This is a genomic window from Azospirillum sp. TSH20, assembly GCF_003115935.1.
Taxonomy (GTDB): Bacteria; Pseudomonadota; Alphaproteobacteria; order Azospirillales; family Azospirillaceae; genus Azospirillum.
The window spans coordinates 1-19,075 of sequence record NZ_LGQU01000059.1 but is presented as its reverse complement, the minus strand read 5'-3'; the positions used below and the strand labels follow the sequence as shown (position 1 = coordinate 19,075).

General features: G+C 68.4%; 18 protein-coding genes. 4 read left to right on the top strand and 14 right to left on the bottom strand.

What is annotated here, in order from left to right; all coding sequences use genetic code 11:
* Positions 1-214: 214 nt before the first annotated feature.
* Positions 215-1,438 (top strand): ROK family transcriptional regulator, encoded by a 1,224-nt coding sequence (locus TSH20_RS17310; protein WP_199231951.1) that lies wholly within the window; start codon positions 215-217, stop codon positions 1,436-1,438.
* Positions 1,439-1,442: 4 nt separating this feature from the next.
* Here TSH20_RS17310 and TSH20_RS17305 read toward each other — a convergent pair whose 3' ends face one another.
* Both TSH20_RS17305 and ccoG read right to left on the bottom strand, forming a co-directional pair.
* The gene (locus TSH20_RS17305; protein WP_109075875.1) at positions 1,443-2,909 is read right to left on the bottom strand and encodes a PLP-dependent aminotransferase family protein; all 1,467 of its coding nucleotides are present in this window, start codon (positions 2,907-2,909) and stop codon (positions 1,443-1,445) included.
* Positions 2,910-3,183: 274 nt separating this feature from the next.
* Positions 3,184-4,677, bottom strand: a complete 1,494-nt coding sequence (gene ccoG, locus TSH20_RS17300) for a cytochrome c oxidase accessory protein CcoG (RefSeq protein ID WP_109075874.1) — start codon at positions 4,675-4,677, stop codon at positions 3,184-3,186.
* 327 nt (positions 4,678-5,004) lie between these two features.
* On the opposite strand from ccoG, the gene TSH20_RS17295 reads away from it, so the two are divergent.
* Positions 5,005-5,349: a DUF1289 domain-containing protein gene (locus tag TSH20_RS17295; RefSeq protein ID WP_199231952.1), complete on the top strand. Its 345-nt coding sequence runs from the start codon at positions 5,005-5,007 to the stop codon at positions 5,347-5,349.
* 20 nt (positions 5,350-5,369) lie between these two features.
* On the opposite strand, the gene TSH20_RS17290 is transcribed toward TSH20_RS17295, so the two are convergent.
* The 5 genes from TSH20_RS17290 to TSH20_RS17270 form a co-directional block, all read right to left on the bottom strand.
* Entirely contained in the window at positions 5,370-6,158 is a 789-nt protein-coding gene (locus tag TSH20_RS17290; protein WP_109075873.1) for an alpha/beta hydrolase, read from the bottom strand.
* A 265-nt stretch (positions 6,159-6,423) separates the two neighbouring features.
* Complete coding sequence (locus TSH20_RS17285) at positions 6,424-7,113, bottom strand: ABC transporter permease (RefSeq protein WP_109075872.1); 690 nt, start codon at positions 7,111-7,113, stop codon at positions 6,424-6,426.
* 2 nt (positions 7,114-7,115) lie between these two features.
* On the bottom strand, positions 7,116-7,820 hold the full coding sequence (locus TSH20_RS17280) for an ABC transporter permease subunit (protein WP_109075871.1): 705 nt from the start codon (positions 7,818-7,820) through the stop codon (positions 7,116-7,118).
* Positions 7,821-7,863: 43 nt separating this feature from the next.
* Positions 7,864-8,718, bottom strand: a complete 855-nt coding sequence (locus TSH20_RS17275; RefSeq protein ID WP_109075870.1) for an ATP-binding cassette domain-containing protein — start codon at positions 8,716-8,718, stop codon at positions 7,864-7,866.
* Positions 8,719-8,856: 138 nt separating this feature from the next.
* Positions 8,857-9,300 (bottom strand): Lrp/AsnC family transcriptional regulator, encoded by a 444-nt coding sequence (locus tag TSH20_RS17270; protein WP_109075869.1) that lies wholly within the window; start codon positions 9,298-9,300, stop codon positions 8,857-8,859.
* A 138-nt stretch (positions 9,301-9,438) separates the two neighbouring features.
* On the opposite strand from TSH20_RS17270, the gene rocF reads away from it, so the two are divergent.
* Positions 9,439-10,389, top strand: a complete 951-nt coding sequence (gene rocF, locus TSH20_RS17265; RefSeq protein WP_109075868.1) for an arginase — start codon at positions 9,439-9,441, stop codon at positions 10,387-10,389.
* Between the two features lie 19 nt (positions 10,390-10,408).
* On the top strand, positions 10,409-11,473 hold the full coding sequence (locus TSH20_RS17260; protein WP_109075867.1) for an ornithine cyclodeaminase: 1,065 nt from the start codon (positions 10,409-10,411) through the stop codon (positions 11,471-11,473).
* Positions 11,474-11,626: 153 nt separating this feature from the next.
* Here TSH20_RS17260 and TSH20_RS17255 read toward each other — a convergent pair whose 3' ends face one another.
* The 7 genes from TSH20_RS17255 to TSH20_RS17220 form a co-directional block, all read right to left on the bottom strand.
* Positions 11,627-13,225, bottom strand: a complete 1,599-nt coding sequence (locus tag TSH20_RS17255) for a Na+/H+ antiporter (protein WP_109075866.1) — start codon at positions 13,223-13,225, stop codon at positions 11,627-11,629.
* A gap of 40 nt (positions 13,226-13,265) precedes the next feature.
* A complete protein-coding gene (locus TSH20_RS17250; protein WP_109075865.1) occupies positions 13,266-13,973 on the bottom strand; it encodes a YoaK family protein in 708 nt (235 codons plus the stop codon).
* Between the two features lie 14 nt (positions 13,974-13,987).
* Positions 13,988-14,434: a DoxX family protein gene (locus TSH20_RS17245; protein WP_109075864.1), complete on the bottom strand. Its 447-nt coding sequence runs from the start codon at positions 14,432-14,434 to the stop codon at positions 13,988-13,990.
* A gap of 171 nt (positions 14,435-14,605) precedes the next feature.
* Positions 14,606-16,603 carry an amidohydrolase gene (locus TSH20_RS17235; RefSeq protein ID WP_247871294.1) on the bottom strand — a complete coding sequence of 666 codons (1,998 nt, stop codon included), beginning with the start codon at positions 16,601-16,603 and terminating at the stop codon, positions 14,606-14,608.
* Positions 16,600-16,890: a XapX domain-containing protein gene (locus tag TSH20_RS17230; protein WP_085082383.1), complete on the bottom strand. Its 291-nt coding sequence runs from the start codon at positions 16,888-16,890 to the stop codon at positions 16,600-16,602. The genes TSH20_RS17235 and TSH20_RS17230 overlap by 4 nt, the downstream gene beginning before the upstream one ends.
* A 79-nt stretch (positions 16,891-16,969) precedes the next feature.
* Entirely contained in the window at positions 16,970-17,656 is a 687-nt protein-coding gene (locus tag TSH20_RS17225; protein WP_109075863.1) for a hydrolase, read from the bottom strand.
* Positions 17,657-17,814: 158 nt separating this feature from the next.
* A complete protein-coding gene (locus TSH20_RS17220) occupies positions 17,815-18,651 on the bottom strand; it encodes an alpha/beta hydrolase (RefSeq protein ID WP_348770442.1) in 837 nt (278 codons plus the stop codon).
* Between the last annotated feature and the right edge of the window lie 424 nt (positions 18,652-19,075).

Sequence of the window (19,075 nt, the reverse complement as noted above, 5' to 3'; positions counted from 1 at the left end):
CGCAAAGCGGCGGGAAGGGTGAGGGGCAATCCAAACATGGATTTCTGATCCTTGCTTCACCCCTCACCCTCCCCACGCCTGACGGCGCGGGTCCCCTCCCTCTCCCGGGGCGGGAGAGGGCTTCGCGCCGCCACTAAATAAATCACTTTGATTTTGTTATGATCGGTTGTTATACGGATTGTCGGTGACATCCGAGGCAGGAGGCGGCGGGAGCATGCGGGGCGGCGATACCACCGGGCTGCGCGCCTACAACGAGCGGCTGGTCATGCATGCGCTGCTGCAGGCCGGCATGCTGTCAAAGGCGGAAATCGCGCGGGAGACCGGGCTGAGCGGGCAGGCGGCGTCGGTGATCGTCAACCGGCTGCTGGAGGACGGGCTGCTGGTCAAGCTGGACAAGGTGCGCGGGCAGGTCGGCCAGCCCTCCACCCCGATCGCGCCGAACCCGGAGGGGGCCTATTCGCTGGGGGTGAAGATCGGCCGGCGCAGCGTCGAGGCGATCCTGATCAACATGCTGGGCGAGGAGATGGGGGCGAGCCGGGTGCGCTACGACGCGCCGCTGCCGGAGCCGACGATCTCCACCGCCATCGCGCAGGCGGTCGGGCTGCTGGGGCATCTGTCGCCGGCGGCGCGGTCGCGGGTGGTCGGGCTGGGCGTCGCCATGCCGGACGAGATCCATGCGTGGTCGGCGGAGTTGGGCTTGGCGCCGGGCGCGCTGGACGGCTGGCGCGATGCCGACATCGGCGGCGCCTTCGCGCGGGAAACCGGGTTGTTGGTTACGCGCTACAACGACGCCGCGGCGGCCTGCGCGGCGGAGATGATCGCCGGCCATGCCATCACCAGCCGCAGCGCGCTCTACATCTATCTCGGCACCTTCATCGGCGGCGGGGTGGTGATCGACGGGCGGCTGTATCGCGGCGAGCAGGGCAATGCCGGGGCCATCGGATCCATGCCGACTGGGCCGACCGGGCCGACCAACCCGGCCGGGCCGGGCGCGTCGCCGGGGCAACTGATTCACGCCGCCTCGATCTTCCTGTTGGAGCGGGAACTGGCCGCCGCCGGGATCGATCCGTCGGCGGCGCTGTCCGCCGCCCTGGCCGACGGCAGCGGCGAGCGGGCGGACGCCATCTTCGACGCCTGGGCCGAAACCGCCTGCGCCGAGCTGTCGCGCGCCGTCGTGTCGGCCCTCAGCGTCATCGATTTTCAGGAGGTGGTGGTCGACGGCTTCCTGCCGCCGTCCTGGCGTGACCGCTTCACCCAACGGCTGGCGGCGGCGGTGGAAGGCTTCAACCGGTCGGGGCTGAAGGCCGCGCCGGTGCTGGCAGGCTCCATCGGTCCGATGGCCCGCGTGCTGGGGGCGGCGATGCTGCCGCTGAAGGCGCGCTTCTCCCCCGATACCGATCTGCTGGTCCGGTCGGGCATGGCGCGGGATCTGGCCTGACGGCTCAGATCACGATGCCGGCGAGCGCGGGGCTCTGGTCGAGGGCATCGGCGAGGGTTTCCAGCATGCGGCGGCAATCGGCGCGGGTCACCGGAGCGCCGAGGCAGATGCGCAGGGCCTCCGGCGCCGGGCCGGCGGTGAGGAAGACATCGCTGACGGCGGCGGCGATGCCGGCATTCCGCAGATGGGCGGCGAACTCCCCGCGCGTCCAGGTCGGCGGCAGGGTCAGCCACAGGTGGAAGCCGTCTGGGTGGGCAGTGACCGATTCGGCTGGAAGCAGGTCGCGGGCGATCCGCTGGCGCGCGGTGGCCTCGGTGCGGATGGCGGTCAGCAGGGCGCCGGCGGTGCCGTCGGTGATCCATTGGGTGGCGACGGCGGCGGGGATCGGCGGCGTGCCGAGGATGGTGGCGCGCTGGGTGGCGGCCAGCCTTGACGCCTGACGGGCGTCGGGGGCGGCGACATAGGTGACGCGCAGGCCGGGGGCCACGCATTTGGCGAGACCGACGACGTGGAAGGTCACGTCGGGCGCCAGCGCGGCGATGGGTGGCGGGGCGTCCTGCGGCAGCACGCCGTAGATGTCGTCCTCGATGATCGGGATGTTGTGCGTGCGGGCAATGTCGGCGATGGCGGCGCGCCGCTCCGCCGGCAGGGTCGCCGTCGTCGGGTTGTGCAGGGTGGGGGTGCAATAGAGCGCCTTTGGAGCATGGGCCTCCACCGCGGCGCGCAGAGCGTCGGGGTCGAGCCCGTCGCCGTCCATCGCCACCCCGACCACCCGCAGCCCAAGCTGCCGCGCGATCGCCTTGAAGCCGGGATAGGTCAGCGCCTCCGTACAGACGGTGTCGCCGGGGCGGGTGAGCATGCAGAGCAGGGCCAGCAAGGCGCTCTGCGTGCCGGGACAGACGACGATCCGGCCGCTATCCTCAAGGTCGGGCAGACGTCTGCCGAGCCAATGCGCGCCGGCGGCACGGTCGTCTTCCCCGGCGCGGAAACCGGCGTCGGCCTCAGGATAGCGCAGCAGCGCTTGCGGATCGAGGTGCAGCATCGCCTGGGCCAGCCCCTGCCGCACGCGGTCCAGCAACTCCGGCGAGTCGGGCAGCGGCGGCTGGTTCATGGTCATGTCGATGACCGCGGCCGGGGCGAAAGCCGGGCGCTGGGACGGGACAGGTGCGGCGCTTTCCGATGGCGCATTCGGTGCGCGGACGAAGGTGCCCTGGCCGACACGGGCGTCGAGCAGGCCGCGGCGGCGGGCCTCGGTGTAGGCGCGGCTGACGGTGGTCAGATCGACCCCCAACCGGTCGGCCAGCACCCGCTGTGGCGGCAGCCTCTGTCCCGCCGCGAGACGCCCGTCGGCGATGTCGCCGGCAAGGGCGTCGGCGATGGCGAGATAGACCGGCCGCGCGCGGTTGGTCAGGTCGGGTTGCCAGATGCCGGTGTCCGACGTTTCGGCTTGTCCTGCGTTATCGGATTGCATGGATTTCCTGGCCGTTCCCTTGCCTGCATGCTGCGGCAGTGTCGATAGCATATGCGCGTTTCAGTGCGGGTGCCGCAAGCAATCACGCATCGACGATAAATGCCCTCTCCCGCCCCGGGAGAGGGAGGGACCCGCCGAAGGCGGGAGAGTGAGGGGTAGGGCAAGGATCCAGAAGCGCATAGCTCCTTGAATCACCCCTCACCCTTCCCATGCTCCGCATGGGCCCCTTCCCTCTCCCGGGGCGGGAGAGGGAAAGCTCCTGTGGGCGATTCGGTCACGGCGCCAGGAAGACGCTGTCGTGCCGGACCGGTTGGCCGTCGCCGGTGTCGGGGGTCAGGGTGACGGTCACCGGGGTGGAGGAGCCGGTCAAGGCCGCATGGGGCACGCGGACCTGGATGCGGTAGGTCTCCACCGCGTTGGCGCGGGCGGACAGCGACAGCGCGCCGGCCTCGGTGCCGTCGCCGGACAAGCTGAGGCTCGCCTGCGGCAGGCCGGCGAGGGTGAGGCGGTAATGGCGCTCCACCAGCGACATGTTGGCGATCTTGATGGTGTAGGCGTTCTGGATGCGGCCGTCGTTGAGCGTCACGAACAGCGGCGCCCGGTCGCGCAGAACGGAGATGTCGTTGCTGGACCTCAACGCCAGCGCGATCGCCATCGCCCCGCCGACCACGACCAGCATCAGGCCATAGACGATGGTGCGCGGCCGGATCAGGCGGTAGCGGGGCGGCGGAACGGCGGTGGCCTTCGCCGCCTGGGACGTCAGCGTGTCGAAACGGATCAGGTCACCGGGCCGGCCGATGCGCGCCATCACGTCGTTGCAGGCGTCGACGCACAGGCCGCAGCCGATGCATTCCATCTGGATGCCGTCGCGGATGTCGATGCCGGTCGGGCAGACCTGGACGCATTGCCCGCAGTCGATACAGTCGCCATAGCCCTGGTGGGTGCGGGTGTCCCAGCCCTCGCTCTTGCGCAGCGGCGCGCGTCCTTCGCCGCGCCAGTCCTGATAGGTGACGACCAGGCTCTCCTCGTCCAGCATGGCGGCCTGGATGCGCGGCCAGGGGCAGACGTAGAAGCACATCTGTTCGCGCATGAAGCCGGCCATCGCATAGGTGCAGGCGGCGATGAACAGGACGGAGCCGGCGGCAAGCGCCGAGGCGTCGAAGCGCAGCAAATCGACCGCCAGCGTCGGCGCGTCGGTCAGATAGGCGATGCCGAGGAAGCCGGTGACCAGCGAGACCGCCAGCCACGCCGTGTGCTTGACCGTCTTCTTCGCCAGCCAGCCGGCGGTCCAGGGGTGCCGGTCGAGGCGGATGCGGTCGCCGCGGTCGCCCTCCACCCGCCGCTCCACCCAGACGAACAGGTCGGTCCACACCGTCTGCGGACAGGTGAAGCCGCACCAGACCCGGCCGCCGAGCGCGGTCGCCAGGAACAGGCCGATGGCGGCGAGGATCATCACGCCGGTGATGTAGTAGACATGCTGCGGCCACAGTTGCAGGGCGAAGATGTAGAAGCGCTGGCTGCCCAGGTCGAACAGGACCGCCTGATCGGGCAGGCCCGGCCCGCGCTCCCAGCGCAGCCAGGGGATGACGGCGAACAGCGCCAACAGGACCGCGCCCAACAGCGTCTTCACGCGCCGGTATCGCCCGCGCACCGCCTTGGGGTGGATCTTGCGGTGGGGGGCATAGGCTGGACCTGGGGCCGGGGCCTGCTCCGGGGGGACGGTCGCATGGTCCGGGCGGCGGGTGATGATGGGCGCATCGCTGGGCATGGATCACCTGGCACGAAGAAACCGTCCGGCCGCCCGCCCGCGCCTGTCAGGCGCATGGAGCGGCGGCCCTCCGGCGATGCGGCTTGTATGGATCAATCGTACGGATTGCTCAAGAGCATTGTAGGGATATTTGTGCTGGTAACTCCGTCGTGCGTCGGTTTGACGCATCATATCGCGGGCTTTGATATCCCGATTTCTCCATACAATCGACTGGTTGGGCGTTGATCTTATGGACTGTATGGATTTGCTGCGTGGTCAGCCGCCATTGCCGCGCTGGATTTGCGGTGCACTTTGTCTGCGACTGGAGACGACCACGCGACAGGACAGATGAGCGGAAAATCGAAGGACAGATTGGGCAGGGCGAGGGACAACCCCTGCATCGGCCTCTGCCGGTTCGGTGGCGACGGTGCCTGCCTGGGCTGCCACCGCACCAAGGCGGAGGTGAAGGGGTGGAAGCGGCTGAGCGACGCGGCCAAGGCGGCGATCAACGACAGGATCGCCCAAGGGGGCAGAGAAGCGGGCCGGCAAGCTGTCCAGGCCGACCCCGCCGAGGGAAAGGCGCCGCGCAAGCGCCTGCGCAAGCTCGACCGGAAGATCGGCAAGCTGGAATCGAAGCTCGCCGCCTTGCGGGCCGAGCGCGATCGCGTGGCGGGTGCCGGCCCGGCCGGATAGGCAGCGTCGGTGGGGTCGCGTCAGGTTTCCGAAAGGAAGGCCCGGATCGCTTCGACCACCTCGTCCTCGCATTCGCGGTGGGGGACGTGGCCGGTGTCGGGCAGGAGGCGGACGGTGCCGCGTCCGGCGGCGATGCGGGCCGGGTGCTCGGCCGACCCGTATTCGTCGCGGTCGCCATGCAGGGCCAGCACCGGGCAGCGGACCTGCGACAGCGGCGTGTCCAGGGTCCAGTCGGCGAAGGCGGGGGACAGCCAGCTTTCGGTCCAGGCATCGACCGCCCAGCGCGCCTTGTCGCCCTGGTATCTCGCCAGCCGGGCGAGCTGCGCCGGATCCTGGAAGCCCTGCTTCGCCACGCGGATGCCGTCGAGCGTCCGTTCCTCGACGAAGGCCTGGGCGGCGATGGTCACCAGCGCCCGGCAGCGGGTGGGGAAGTGCGCCGCGGTCTCCACCGCCATGCCGCCGCCGACGCTGTGGCCGCAGGCGACGAAATCGCCGATGCCGAGATGGTCGAGCAGAAGGGGGATGGTATCCCGCGCCTCCGCTGCGACGAAATCGCGGGCGAGGACGCCGGGATGGGGATCGGAACGCCCGAATCCCAGCCGGTCATAGGCGACGACCCGCCGCGCCGTCGCTGCGGCAAGGCTGGCGGGAAAGCTGCGCCACAGATCGACGCAGCCGAGCGAATCGTGGAGCAGCAGGATCGGCGGGAGCGTGCCGGCGGTCTCCGTGTCCGGGGTCCAATCCTTCACATAGAGGCGGCCGGAGTCGGTGGGGATGAGGCGGTCCTGATCGCTGACGGCGGTGGTCATGTCGTCCGGTGGCTGGTGCAGTCGAGGTCGGACGGCAGGATAGCATGAATTGCTGCGCCTCACGCCCGTGCGTGCGAATTGGGGTCTTGCTTGAAGCTCCCTCTCCCGCCCCGGGAGAGGGAAGGGGCCCGCGAAGCGGGAAGGGTGAGGGGTGATCCAAGGAGCGATGCGGTTCGGGATGCTTGGATCGCCCCTCACCCTCCCCACGCCTATGGCGCGGGTCCCCTCCCTCTCCCGGGGCGGGAGAGGGCATTCAATACGCCCCTCACGCCCGTGCGCGCAGATAGGGGGTCATGCGCCATTCGGCATGGCGGATCAGGCGGGTGGCGATGAAGTTGATCAGCAAATAGAGGATGCCGGCGACGATGAAGATCTCGAAGACCGCGAAGGTCTGGGCGATCATCCGCCGCGCGACGCCGGTGATCTCCATCATCGTGATGGTACTGGCGAGCGAACTGGCCTTGACCATCAGGATCACCTCGTTGCCATAGGCCGGCAGCATCTGGCGGATCGCCACCGGCAGGACGATGCGGCGGAACACCCGCAGCCGCGACATGCCGCAGGCCCGTGCCGCCTCCACCTGTCCCTGCGGCACGGTTTCGATGGCGCCGCGCAGGATCTCGGACGTGTAGGCGCCGGTGTTGAGCGCCAACGCCAGGATGGCGCACCACATCGGCTGGCTGAGGAGGGGCCAGAGGAAGCTGTCGCGCACGACATCGATCTGGCTGAGGCCGTAGTAGATCAGGAAGATCTGCACAAGCAGCGGCGTGCCGCGAAAGACGAAGGTGTAGGCGGAGGTCAGCGCCACCGCGATGCGGTTGCCGGACAGGCGCAGAAGCGCTGTGGCGAAGGCCAGCACCGCGCCGAAGGCGAGCGCCAGCGCCACCAGCTCCAGGGTAAGGGGCAGGGCCGCGAGCAGGCGCGGCAGGCTGTCCCACATCAGAGTCCAGTTCATCGTCAGGCCCTCCGCACGCCGCGGCTGGCGTAGCGCTCGGCCCGCTGGAACGCCGTCGTCGAGACGGTGGTGAGCGCGAGGTACAGCAGGGCGGCGACGCTGTAGAACAGGAAGGATTGCCGGGTGGAGCCGGCGGCGATGTGCGCGACGCGCATGATCTCGGCCAGCGCGGTGACGGAGATGAGCGCGGTGTCCTTCAGCGTCAGCTGCCAGACATTGCCCAGGCCGGGCAGGGCGAAGCGCAGGGTCTGCGGCACCAGAACCCGGCGCAGGATGCGCCAGCGCCCCATGCCGCAGGCGCGCGCCGCCTCGATCTGGCCGTAGGGCACCGCTTTGACGGCGCCGCGGATCACCTCGGTCGAATAGGCGCCGGAGATCAGCCCGACGGCGGCGACACCGATGGAGAAGGCGTTCAGTTCGACATAGCCGCTGTAGCCGAACACGCCGGCCACCGCCATGATCATGCCGGACCCGCCGAAGAACAGCAGGTAGATCACCAGCAGTTCCGGCACGCCGCGCACGGCGGTGGTGTAAAGCTCCGCCAGCCCCTTCAGCAGGATGCTGTCGCTGAGCTTGGCGGCGGCGCCGGCGGCCCCGAAGGCGAGGCCGAGCAGGAAGGAGGACAGCGCCACCGCGACGGTCATCGCCGTCCCGGACAGCAGCTGTGGCCCCCAGCCGTGCAGGCCCTGGGTTATGAAGTCCAGCATCGGCGTTCCCTCTGTCGATTGTTCCGAAGGACGCGGGTGCGCGTCAGGCGGCGAGATGGCGGGACAGGAACTGCCGCACGCGGTCGGAGTCGGGGTTGGTCAGCACGGTGTCCGGCGCCCCTTCCTCCTCGATGCGGCCCTGGTGGAGGAAGACGACCTTGGAGGAGACCTCGCGGGCGAAGTCCATCTCGTGCGTCACCAGGATCATGGTGCGGCCTTCGTCGGCCAGCTGGCGGATGACGCGCAGCACCTCGCCGACCAGTTCGGGGTCGAGCGCGGAGGTCGGCTCGTCGAACAGCATCACCTTCGGCTGCATGGCGAGCGCGCGGGCGATGGCGGCGCGCTGCTGCTGCCCACCGGAGAGCTGGACCGGGTAGCAATCGGCCTTGCCCAGGATGCCGACCTTGTCGAGCAGGCTTCTCGCGAGGTCGATGGCCTCGCCCTTCGGTACGCCAAGGACGTGTACCGGCGCCTCGATGACGTTTTCCAGGATGGTCATGTGGGTCCAGAGATTGAAGTTCTGGAACACCATGCCCAGGCTGTTGCGGATGCGGTCGACCTGCCGGGAATCGGCCGGCATGGTCCGCCCGCGTGCCGTCTTCATGGCGAGGGTCTCGCCGCAGATGGTGACGCGGCCCTCGTCAGGGACCTCCAGCATGTTGATGCAGCGGAGAAGCGTGCTCTTGCCCGAACCCGACGAGCCGATCAGCGTGATGACGTCGCCTTCGCGGGCGGTCAGCGACACGCCTTTCAGCACCTCCAGCGATCCGAACCGCTTGTGGATGCCGTCCGCCTGCACGGCGATGGTGGCGGCAGGGTTGGTGGGAGGGTGGCGGTGCCCCGGCCCGTCCTGGCCGACGCTGGCGATACGATCGATGGCGATGCGATGCTGGTCCATGCGGCGTCCCGTTTTCGTTGGGGACGCGGAGCATCCGTGAAGCAGATGGCGGCCGAAAGATGAAAAAGTGACGGAAGACTCGGGTAAACTTGCCAGATTGAAAGCTTGGTCTGCGCGGATTGGCAAGTCGGGAGCGGTCTACAGCCGGGCGCGGGTGCTGCGCGGGGTGTTCAACAGAAGGTTCGTCTCGCTGGTGGTGATGCCGGGAATGAGGCGGATTCGGCGCAGCACGCCGTCGAATTCCGGCAGGCTGGCGGCCGACAGTTCGACGATCAGATCCCAACGCCCGTTGGTGCTGTGGATCTCCATGATCTCGGGGAAGCCGCTGAGCGTCCGCACCACGCGGTCGGTCGCCTGCCCCTCCACCTCGATCAGCATGATGCCGCGCACCGGCGCCTCCACCGTGTCGGCGCGCAGGATCACGGTGTAGCCGGTGATGATGCCGGAGCTTTCCAGCCGCTCCATCCGCGAGCGCACCGTCGCCCGCGACACGCCGAGTTCGATGGCGAGGTCTGAAATGCTGCGGCGGCCGTCATGGCGCAGCAGGGTGATGAGCTTCTCGTCGAGCTGGTCGAGCGTCATTTTCGCAGTCCTTCGACATTCTGGAAAGCTTGGCTGTCCAGTTTGGTAGGCCCGATGGAGAGTTTTGTCAAATTGCCCTGTCCGTTCCGCCGGAAGCTTGTGGTTTGCTGGTGGAAGGAACAGGCAAGAGACCAAACAATGTCCTACCAGAAGACAAAGACGAAGCAGTGCCGGCTGGTCGGCGTGCCGGTGCAGGATGGGGCGGGCCGGCTGGGCTGCGAAATGGGACCCAGCGCCTACCGCACCGCCGGCATCGCGCGGGCTCTGTCGGACCTCGGCCACAGCGTGATCGATCTCGGCAACGTGGCGCCGGTGCCGCAGCGGCCGATGGTGCATGGCAACGCCGCGCTGAAATTCCTGCCGGAGGTGGCGGGCTGGACCGCCGCGCTGTCGCAGATCGCTTATGAGGCGAGCGCCGGGCAGGACGCCATGCCGATCTTCATGGGCGGCGACCACAGCCTTGCCGCCGGCACCCTGACCGGGCTGGCGCAGCGCGCCGCCGAGATGCGTCGGCCGCTGTTCGTGCTGTGGCTGGACGCGCATCCGGATTTCCACACGCTGGAGACGACGGAGAGCGGCAACCTGCATGGCGTGCCGATGGCCTATGCCACCGGGCGGAGCGGTTTCGACGGCTATTTCCCGCCGCCTCCGGCCCGGCTCGACCCCCACAATGTCTGCATGATGGGCATCCGCAGCGTCGATCCGGCCGAACAGCGGGCGCTGGAGACCTCCGGCATCACCGTCCATGACATGCGCAAGATCGACGAGCACGGCATCGTCGCCCTGCTGCGGCCGTTCCTGAAGAGGGTGGTGGAGGCGGACGGGCTGCTGCATGTCAGCCTGGACGTCGATTTCCTCGATCCCGGCATCGCGCCCGGCGTCGGCACCACGGTTCCCGGCGGCGCCACTTTCCGCGAGGCGCATCTGGTCATGGAGATGCTGCACGACACCGGTCTCGTCAGCAGCGTCGATCTGGTGGAGCTGAACCCCTTCCTGGACGAGCGCGGCCGGACCGCGACCCTGATGGTGGAACTGCTGGCGAGCCTGATGGGGCGCCGCGTTCTCGATTACCCCACCCGCAGTTTCTGAACGAACGGAGCGTCCGACAATGATTCCGAACCTGAACCTCGTTCCCTTCGTCAGCGTCGATCACATGATGAAGCTGGTGCTGCACATCGGCGTGGAGCGCTTCCTGACCGAGCTGTCGGCCTATGTGGAAGAGGATTTCCGCCGCTGGGAGAGCTTCGACAAGACGCCGCGGGTTGCCTCCCACAGCGCGGAGGGCGTGATTGAGTTGATGCCGACCAGCGACGGCCGCACCTATGGCTTCAAATACGTCAACGGCCATCCGAAGAACACGCGGGAAGGGCGGCAGACCGTCACCGCCTTCGGCGTGCTGGCCGATGTCGGCAACGGCTATCCGGTGCTGATGACGGAGATGACGATCCTGACGGCGCTGCGCACCGCCGCCACCTCCGCCGTTGCGGCCAAGCATCTGGCGCCGAAGGATGCGGCCTGCATGGCGATCATCGGCAACGGGGCGCAGGCGGAGTTCCAGGCGCTGGCCTTCAAGGCGCTGCTGGGCATAGGCAAGCTGCGGCTCTACGACATCGACCCGGCGGCGACGCAGAAATGCGTGCGCAACCTGCGTGACCAGGGTTTCGAGATCACCGCCTGCAAGTCGACCGAAGAGGCGGTGGAGGGCGCGCAGATCATCACCACCGTCACCGCCGACAAGCAGTATGCCACCATCCTGACCGACAACATGGTCGGGGCGGGCGTGCACATCAACGCGGTCGGCGGCGACTGCCCCGGCAAGACGGAACTGCACCGCGACATCCTGCTGCGCTCGGACATCTTCGTCGAATATCCGCCGCAGACACGGATCGAGGGCGAGATCCAGCAGCTGGCGCCCGACCATCCGGTGACGGAACTGTGGACGGTGATGACCGGGCAGGCGGTTGGCCGGCGCGACGCGCGGCAGATCACGCTGTTCGATTCGGTGGGATTCGCGACAGAGGACTTTTCCGCCCTGCGCTATGTCCGCGACAAGGTGGCGGAGACCGGGCTCTACGAGAATCTGGACATGCTGGCCGATCCGGACGAGCCGCGCGACCTGTTCGGCATGATCCTGCGCGCGGCCAAGCCGGCGCCGGTGGGCGAGGCGGCGTAATGATTGCCCTCTCCCGCCCCGGGAGAGGGAGGGGACCCACGAAGTAGGGAGGGTGAGGGGCAATCCGGACATGGATTTCTGAGCTTTGCGTCACCCCTCACCCTTCCCATGCTGCGCATGGGCCCCTTCCCTCTCCCGGGGCGGGAGAGGGACTTATCCCTCCCCCTCCGCCAGCGCCTGCTCCGCGCTGAGTTCCTCCAGGTCCAGTTCCGCTTCCAGGCGGTGGAGCACCGTGTCGTGGATGCGGCCGCCGCGGTGCAGGCCCAGGATCTCGGCGCGGGCGGCTCGGTTGGCGGCCAGGACGGCGGCGAAATGCTCGCGCCGGTCCTCCTGCAGCATGCCTTCGCTCTCGTGGAAGCGCTCGGCCATGGTGGCGCGGTGGGCGTATTGTTCGAGCAGGCGGGGGTGACGCTGGCGGCCGTCCGGCGTGCCGGAGCGCTTGCGCACCGCCTCCAGCGCGGCGCGGGCCATGCGGATGCGGGTTTCCGATTCCGACAGGGTCGGGCGCCGCTCCAGGGTGAAGCCGCCCAGCCGCATCTTGCGGATCAGCGGGGCGAGCGTGGTCGCCTGTCCCAGGATCGACAGCAGGATCACCGCCCAGGTGGTCGCCAGGATGATGTCGCGGCCGGGGAACTCCACGGGAACCGACAGGGCGACGGCAAGGCTGACCACGCCGCGGATCGCTGCCCAGCCCATGATCACCGGTACCGCCACCGACGGGTAGGGATCGCGGCGGCGTAAGCTTGGGAACAGGAAGCGCGGCAGGTAGGTCGAGGGGAAGAGCCAGGCGAAGCGCGACAGGACCATCGCCAGGGTGACGGCGACGATCATCGGCAGCAGATCGGTCAGGCCGGTACCGGCTTCCGCCAGCCGGCCCAGCACTCCGCGCAGCGACAGGCCGATGATGATGAAGACCATCGATTCCATCAGGAACACCGCCACCGCCCACACCGCGTTGGCGTGGGTGCGGAGTTGGGCGGTGAACACATCGTGCTGGCGCCGGCCCATCACCAGCCCGCAGCCGACGGTGGCGAGCACGCCCGACACATGCAGCGCCTCGCCGCCCAGATAGCTGCCCCAGGCGGCGAGGAAGCCACCGACGATGCTGAGCGGCACGTCGCGCAGACGACCCAGCAGCAGCGCGGCGACATGGCCGAAGACCACGCCGGCGGCCACCCCGCCGATCGCCAGCCACAGGAACTCCAGCGAGGCGTCGGCGGCGTCGAAGGTGCCGGTCATCCCGGCGGCGATGGCGATGCGGAACAGCACCAGCCCGGTGGCGTCGTTTACCAGGCTCTCGCCCTCCAGCAGGGTGACGATGCGCGGCGGCAGCGGCAGGCCCTTCAGAACCGCCTTGGCCGCCACCGCGTCGGGCGGCGACAGGATGGCCCCGAGCGTGAAGCAGGCGGCCCAGGGCAGCGACGGCATCACCAGATGGGCGGCCACCCCGATCGCCAGCGTGGTGAAGGCGACGGCGCCGACCGCCAGTTGAAGGATGATGCGCAGGTTGGCGCGGAAGTCGCTCCACACCGTGAAATAGGCGCTGGCGAACAGCAGCGGCGGCAGGAACAGCAGCAGGGTCAGGTCGGGATCGGGCGTGATCTCCGGCAGTCCGGGGACCAGGGCGAGCGCGATGCCGCCCAGCACCAGAACGGCGGACGGCGGCATGCGCAGACGCTTGGCCGCCAGTTCCAGCACGATGATCGCCGCCATCAGGCCAAGGACAAGTTCGAACTGACCGGATGGCGACATGCTGGGGGTCCGCTGTTCTGCTTCGGAAGAGTCGAGGGGATCAGGCGGCGGCCGGGGTGGCGGCAGCGGGATGCAGGGCGCAGGCGGCGGTACCGACCAGACCCAGCGCGCCGGCCAGCAGCAGCGGCGCGGCAAGGCCGCTGTGCGTCACCAGCGCGGCGCCGATGGCGGCACCGATGAAGATGGCGACGACGCTGCCGATGCGGCGGATCCAGTTGGTGTCGGCTCCGCCGGCCAGCCGGGAATCGGCCGCCAGACCGGTCAGTGTCAGGGTCAGCACCGTGGTGGTCAGGTCCGGCACCTTCAGCTGCCGGATGGTCGCATTGCGGAAGCCCATCGCCAACGCGGTCAGCAGGATGATGCCGTAGAAGCCGGCCGAGTGGCTGGCGGCTTCTCCACCCTGGCGCAGCCATGCCAGCAAGGCCGCCAGCCACAGCAGCCCGGCCTCGATGGCGGCGGCGCTCAGCAGCCAGCGACGCAGCGGACGGCCGACATGGGCCTTGCCGGTGCGGCCGGCGACCAGCGCGCCGATCAGGAAGGCGCTGATCGCCGTCAGATAGGGGGCGACGTCGAAACCCGGCGTGCCGGCGGCGGCGAAGCCGAGGAAGACGATATTGCCGGTCATGTTGGCGGTGAACACCTTGTCGAGGCCGAGCACGCTGGTGGCGTCGACCAGACCGGTCGTCACCGACAGCAGCATCAGCAGCCAGGGCAGCGGCGCCGCGACGGGGGGAGAGGACGGGGCCATGGCGTTCCCCTTTTTCAGTCGTTCGGGCCGAGGCGGCGGCGCATCCGCGAGATGATCGCCGCCAGGACGAAGCCGCCGACCAGACCGATATGCTCGAAGAAGGCGTTGGTGGCCATGAAGCGCTCCTGTCCCGCCATCGTCCAGAAATCATTGGCGATCAGGGCGGCCAGAACGGTGAAGACGCCGAGCGCGCCGGCACCGAGCCAGAGCGCGCGGTCCAGCAGGATCAGCAGCGGGCCGACCAGTTCGACCAGGATGGTCAGGGCCGCCCAGAGCGCCGGCGGGGTGAGGCCGAAATGCGCCTGTTCGGCAACGGCGCCCGGCCAGTCGGTGAGCTTCACCAAACCGCCGAGGAGGTAGGCACCCACCAGCGCCAGCCGGGCCAGCAGCCATGTGCCGTCCCAGTCCAGGATGCGATCGACGATGCGTTCCGCCGGGCGTTCGAAGGAGCGGAGGGTCATGGCGGGGGTGTTCCGGGTTGGGGAATCGCGGGATTCTCCCTCTCCCCCCGAGGAGAGGGTCGGGGTGAGGGGGATGCACAGGGAGGATTTTCGGGTAAGGGCCGCCGCGCGACCCCCTCACCCTAACCCTCTCCCCGGGGGGGAGAGGGGATCCGCTTTAGGGGAGAGAGGTCAAACCGCCCAGCAGCCACAGCCCAGCGCGCCCCAGAAGGATTGCACGTCGGCGGCCGGAACGTCGGTGGCATAGGCGGCAGCGTGGTCGTGGCCGTGGACGCCGCAGCCGGTGGCGCAGCCGCAGGCCGAGGCGAGCGCCTGGCGCTGGTCGCCCGAACCGGCATCGGCCGACTTGTAATAGCCGCCGAAGGTCCGCACCGGCGACCAGTCCGGCATCGGCTTGGGCAGTTGCGGCGCCAGCGGACCGAAATCGCCCTCGCCATGCACCACGGCGCCGCCGAGGATGGTCAGCACGGAGTTCAGATGGGCGATGCGGTCCTCGGAGACCGAGAAGAAATCGTCGGACAGCACGGCGAGGTCGGCGAGCTGGCCGGCCTTGATCTGGCCCTTCTTGCCCTGCTCGTTGGAGAACCAGGTGTTGGCCTCCGTCCACAGGCGCAGAGCGGTTTCGCGGTCCATCAGGTTGGCCTGGGGATAGAGGCCGAGCCCGCCCACCGTCTTGCCGGTCACCAGCCAGGACAGCGAGACCCACGGGTTGTAGCTGGCGACGCGGGTGGCGTCGGTGCCGGCGCCGACCGGCAGGCCGGCCGCCATCATCTTGGCGATCGGCGGGGTGCGTTCGGCCGCCTTGGTGCCGTAGCGCTCGACGAAATATTCGCCCTGGTAGGCCATGCGGTGCTGGACGGCGATGCCGCCGCCGAGCGCGGCGATGCGGTCGATGTTGCGGTCGCTGATCGTCTCGGCATGGTCGAAGAACCAGTGCAGCCCGTCGAAGGGGATGTCGCGGTTAACCTTCTCGAACACGTCCAGCGCGCGGCTGATGGTCTGGTCATAGGTGGCGTGCAGGCGCCACGGCCAGCGGTTCTCGGCCAGCAGGCGGATCACCGGTTCCAGATCGCCCTCCATGTTGGGCGGCATGTCGGGGCGGGCGACGCGGAAATCCTCGAAATCGGCGGCGGAATAGACCAGCATCTCGCCGGCGCCGTTGTGGCGGTAACTGTCGTCGCCGTCGCCGGGCTTGACCTTCGACGCCCAGCCGGCGAAATCGGACAGCTCCTCCTTCGGCTTCTGGGTGAACAGGTTGTAGCTGATGCGCAGAGTCAGCTCGCCGTCGGCATGCAGCTTTTCGATGATGGCGTAATCGTCGGGATAGTTCTGGTAACCGCCGCCGGCGTCGATCACCCCGGTCACGCCCAGCCGGTTCATCTCGCGCATGAAATGGCGGGTGGAGTTCAGCTGGTACTCGGGCGGCAGCTTCGGACCCTTGGCCAGCGTCGAATAGAGGATCGTCGCGTTGGGCTGGGCCAGCAGCAGGCCGGTCGGATTGCCGGCGGCGTCGCGCACGATCTCGCCACCGGGCGGATTCTGGGTGTCCTTGGTGTAGCCGACGGCGCGCAGGGCCGCGGCGTTCAGCAGGGCGCGGTCGTAGAGATGCAGGATGAAGACCGGCGTGTCGGGCGCGGCGGCGTTCAGCTCCTCGATGGTCGGCAGGCGCTTTTCCGCGAACTGGTGTTCGGTGAAGCCGCCGACGACGCGGACCCATTGCGGCGCCGGGGTGATGGCCGCCTGCTGCTTCAGCATCGCCATGGCGTCGGCGAGGCTCGGCACGCCGTCCCAGCGCAGCTCCATGTTGTAGTTCAGGCCGCCGCGGATGATGTGCATGTGGCTGTCGATCAGCCCGGGGATCACACGCCGGCCCTTGGCGTCGATCACCGTCGCCTGGGGCGCCGCGGCGCGCACCTCGGCCTCCGTGCCGACGGCGAGAAAGCGGCCGTCGCGGATGGCGATGGCGCTGGCCTGCGGGTTGGCGCGGTCGAGCGTGGTGACCTTGGCGTTGACGAGGATCAGGTCACCAGTGGGTGCGGTGTTCGGCATGGCGGCATTCCCGGGTCTGGACGCGAGGGTGGACAGCAGCGGCGCGGCGAGCAGCGAGGCGGCGGCGCTGCCCGCCATCGCCTTGCGGCGGCTGATGGCGGGAGGGGCGGGCGGCATCATGCCTTCTTTCCCTTGCCGGCCTCGTCGGCCTGAACCAGATCGGCCGGCGGCTTGTCGGCTCCGGCCTGCGGACCCAGCACATGGCGGGCGCAGTCGGTCTGGATGAAGGCGACGACCGGTTCGCCGGCGATCATGCGCTTGACCACCGGCACCACCTGCTCGCCGACCAGCATGCCGAGCAGTCCGATCAGCGCGATGGTCGGCGGTGCCGGCGAGCGGACGCCGATCAGTGCATAGATGACGCCGACCAGGATACCGGCGCCGGCCGAAAGGAGATAGGGCATCATGGGTCCGGTCTCCCGGTCTGTAGATTGGGGCCGGTGCCCGGCCGGAACCGGGCACCGGGGACAGGATCAGGCGTGCCGATTACGCATGTTCGTGCGCGGCGGCGCCGGTCACCTTGTGCGCGAACTCGCCGCGCTGCGGGGCCTTGTGGACCATGGTGTAGGCGTAATCGACGCCCATGCCGTAGGCGCCGAAATGCTCGCGGACGATGTTCATCACGCCGTCATAGGTGCCGCGCTTGGCCCAATCGCGCTGGATTTCCAGCAGGACGTTGATCGAGGTGATGGAATGGGCGCCGGCCTGCTCCATGCGGCGAACCGCGGCGTCGTGGGCCTCCTTGGAGGTGCCGCCCGAACAATCGGTGACGATGTAGACCTCGAAGCCTTCCTCGATGGCGCACAGCGTCGGGTACAGCAGGCAGGCTTCGGTCCACAGCGCGGCGATGACCAGCTTCTTCTTGCCGGTCGCCTTGACGGCGGCCACCAGCTCTTCCGAATCCCAGCTGTTCATCGAGGTGCGCTCGATGGGGTCCTGCTTCAGGACGTCCATCAGCTCCGGCCAGATGTAGCCGGAGAAGCTCTCGGTCTCCACCGCGGTCACGATGGTCGAGGCGCCGAACAGCTTGGCCGTCTTGGCGAGCGCGATCGTGTTGTTCTTCAGCTGCTGGCGGTCAATGTTGACAACGCCGAAGGACATCTGCGGCTGGTGATCGATGAAGATGAAGACGGTGTCGTCGGCGTTGATGAGCGACTTGGCCGGGAAGGTCATGATCGTTTCCTGTTCCGTGTGGATTTTGAAGGGGTTGGCTGCCGTTTTCGTCGGCGGCGTCGTCTGAAAGGATATTGGCACATTCCGGGATTTTGGAACAATTCTACCAATCAGAACATAATTGTTGCTGTTTGGAGGACAGTGTCCCGGTTTCCCGGTTACGCGCGGATGAAGGCCAGCAGTTCCTCGTTCACGAGGTCCTTCTGGGTGGTGCACATGCCGTGCGAACCGCCGGCGACGACCTTCAGCGTGCCCTTCGGCAGCATCGCCGCGGCGGCCTTGCCGGTGGTGGCGAGCGGGACGACCTGATCGTCGTCGCCATGGAGCACCAGCGTCGGGACGATCATCTTCTTCAGATCGTCGCGCTGGTCGGTCTCGGAGAAGGCCTTGATGCATTCATACTCGGCCTGAAGCCCGCCCATCATGCCCTGCAGCCAGAAGCTGTCGATGACGCCCTGCGAGACCTTGGCGCCGGGCCGGTTGTAGCCGTAGAAGGGGATCGTCAGGTCCTTGAAGAACTGCGACCGGTCGGCCTTCACGCTGGCACGGATGCCGTCGAACACCTCCAGCGGAACGCCTTCCGGGTTCCAGTCGGTTTTCACCATGATGGGCGTGATGGCGCCGATCAGCACCGCTTTGGCGACGCGCGACACGCCGTGGCGGCCGATGTAGCGCGCGACCTCGCCGCCGCCGGTGGAGTGGCCGACATGGACGGCGTTCTTCAGGTCCAGCGCCTCGGTCACCGCGGCCAGATCGTCGGCGTAATGGTCGAGATCGTTGCCGAAGCCGGGCTGCGACGAGCGGCCATGGCCGCGGCGGTCATGGGCGATGGTGCGGTAGCCATGCTGGGCCAGGAACATCATCTGGTCTTCGAAGGCGTCGCCGGTCAGCGGCCAGCCATGGCTGAAGACCACCGGCTGGCCGGTCTGCGGACCCCACTGCTTGACGTAGATTTGGACGCCGTCCTTGGTGGTGACGTAGCTGCCCTGGAGCATCGGTTTCGTTCCTTTGGTCGGGTCTTGGCGGGTGGCCATCTTTTCGGCCGCGGCGGCGGTGCCGGGGAGCGCGCCCAGCAGGCCGCTGCCCGCAACGGCGAGGGCGGCGCTGCCGGAAAGGACCGTCCGGCGGGAGGGATGGAAGTCCTGGATGGTCATGCGTGGTCCGTTCCTGGCCGGGCCGGCAGGACCGGCTCCGGCTGTCTTGATGAACGGATGGTACGGAAAGGGCGGAGAGGGTGATTGCCTCTTCGGAACGGCTTTTGCCGGTTCTGCGCATCGCGCTGTCGGGAACGCAAAAAGCCTTGAATCCCCTCTCCCCCCTGGGGAGAGGGTTAGGGTGAGGGGGACGCATTGGGAGGATCAGGGGGATATGCGGCGCCTTGCATTTCTTGCAAAGCCACGCAGTGCGCCCCCCCCCCCC

Coding starts and splice junctions, on each gene's coding strand:
- TSH20_RS17310 (WP_199231951.1), top strand. CDS start 215: ATGCGGGGCGGCGATACCACCGGGCTGCGCGCCTACAACGAGCGGCTG.
- TSH20_RS17305 (WP_109075875.1), bottom strand. CDS start 2,909: ATGCAATCCGATAACGCAGGACAAGCCGAAACGTCGGACACCGGCATC.
- ccoG (WP_109075874.1), bottom strand. CDS start 4,677: ATGCCCAGCGATGCGCCCATCATCACCCGCCGCCCGGACCATGCGACC.
- TSH20_RS17295 (WP_199231952.1), top strand. CDS start 5,005: ATGAGCGGAAAATCGAAGGACAGATTGGGCAGGGCGAGGGACAACCCC.
- TSH20_RS17290 (WP_109075873.1), bottom strand. CDS start 6,158: ATGACCACCGCCGTCAGCGATCAGGACCGCCTCATCCCCACCGACTCC.
- TSH20_RS17285 (WP_109075872.1), bottom strand. CDS start 7,113: ATGAACTGGACTCTGATGTGGGACAGCCTGCCGCGCCTGCTCGCGGCC.
- TSH20_RS17280 (WP_109075871.1), bottom strand. CDS start 7,820: ATGCTGGACTTCATAACCCAGGGCCTGCACGGCTGGGGGCCACAGCTG.
- TSH20_RS17275 (WP_109075870.1), bottom strand. CDS start 8,718: ATGGACCAGCATCGCATCGCCATCGATCGTATCGCCAGCGTCGGCCAG.
- TSH20_RS17270 (WP_109075869.1), bottom strand. CDS start 9,300: ATGACGCTCGACCAGCTCGACGAGAAGCTCATCACCCTGCTGCGCCAT.
- rocF (WP_109075868.1), top strand. CDS start 9,439: ATGTCCTACCAGAAGACAAAGACGAAGCAGTGCCGGCTGGTCGGCGTG.
- TSH20_RS17260 (WP_109075867.1), top strand. CDS start 10,409: ATGATTCCGAACCTGAACCTCGTTCCCTTCGTCAGCGTCGATCACATG.
- TSH20_RS17255 (WP_109075866.1), bottom strand. CDS start 13,225: ATGTCGCCATCCGGTCAGTTCGAACTTGTCCTTGGCCTGATGGCGGCG.
- TSH20_RS17250 (WP_109075865.1), bottom strand. CDS start 13,973: ATGGCCCCGTCCTCTCCCCCCGTCGCGGCGCCGCTGCCCTGGCTGCTG.
- TSH20_RS17245 (WP_109075864.1), bottom strand. CDS start 14,434: ATGACCCTCCGCTCCTTCGAACGCCCGGCGGAACGCATCGTCGATCGC.
- TSH20_RS17235 (WP_247871294.1), bottom strand. CDS start 16,603: ATGATGCCGCCCGCCCCTCCCGCCATCAGCCGCCGCAAGGCGATGGCG.
- TSH20_RS17230 (WP_085082383.1), bottom strand. CDS start 16,890: ATGATGCCCTATCTCCTTTCGGCCGGCGCCGGTATCCTGGTCGGCGTC.
- TSH20_RS17225 (WP_109075863.1), bottom strand. CDS start 17,656: ATGACCTTCCCGGCCAAGTCGCTCATCAACGCCGACGACACCGTCTTC.
- TSH20_RS17220 (WP_348770442.1), bottom strand. CDS start 18,651: ATGCTCCAGGGCAGCTACGTCACCACCAAGGACGGCGTCCAAATCTAC.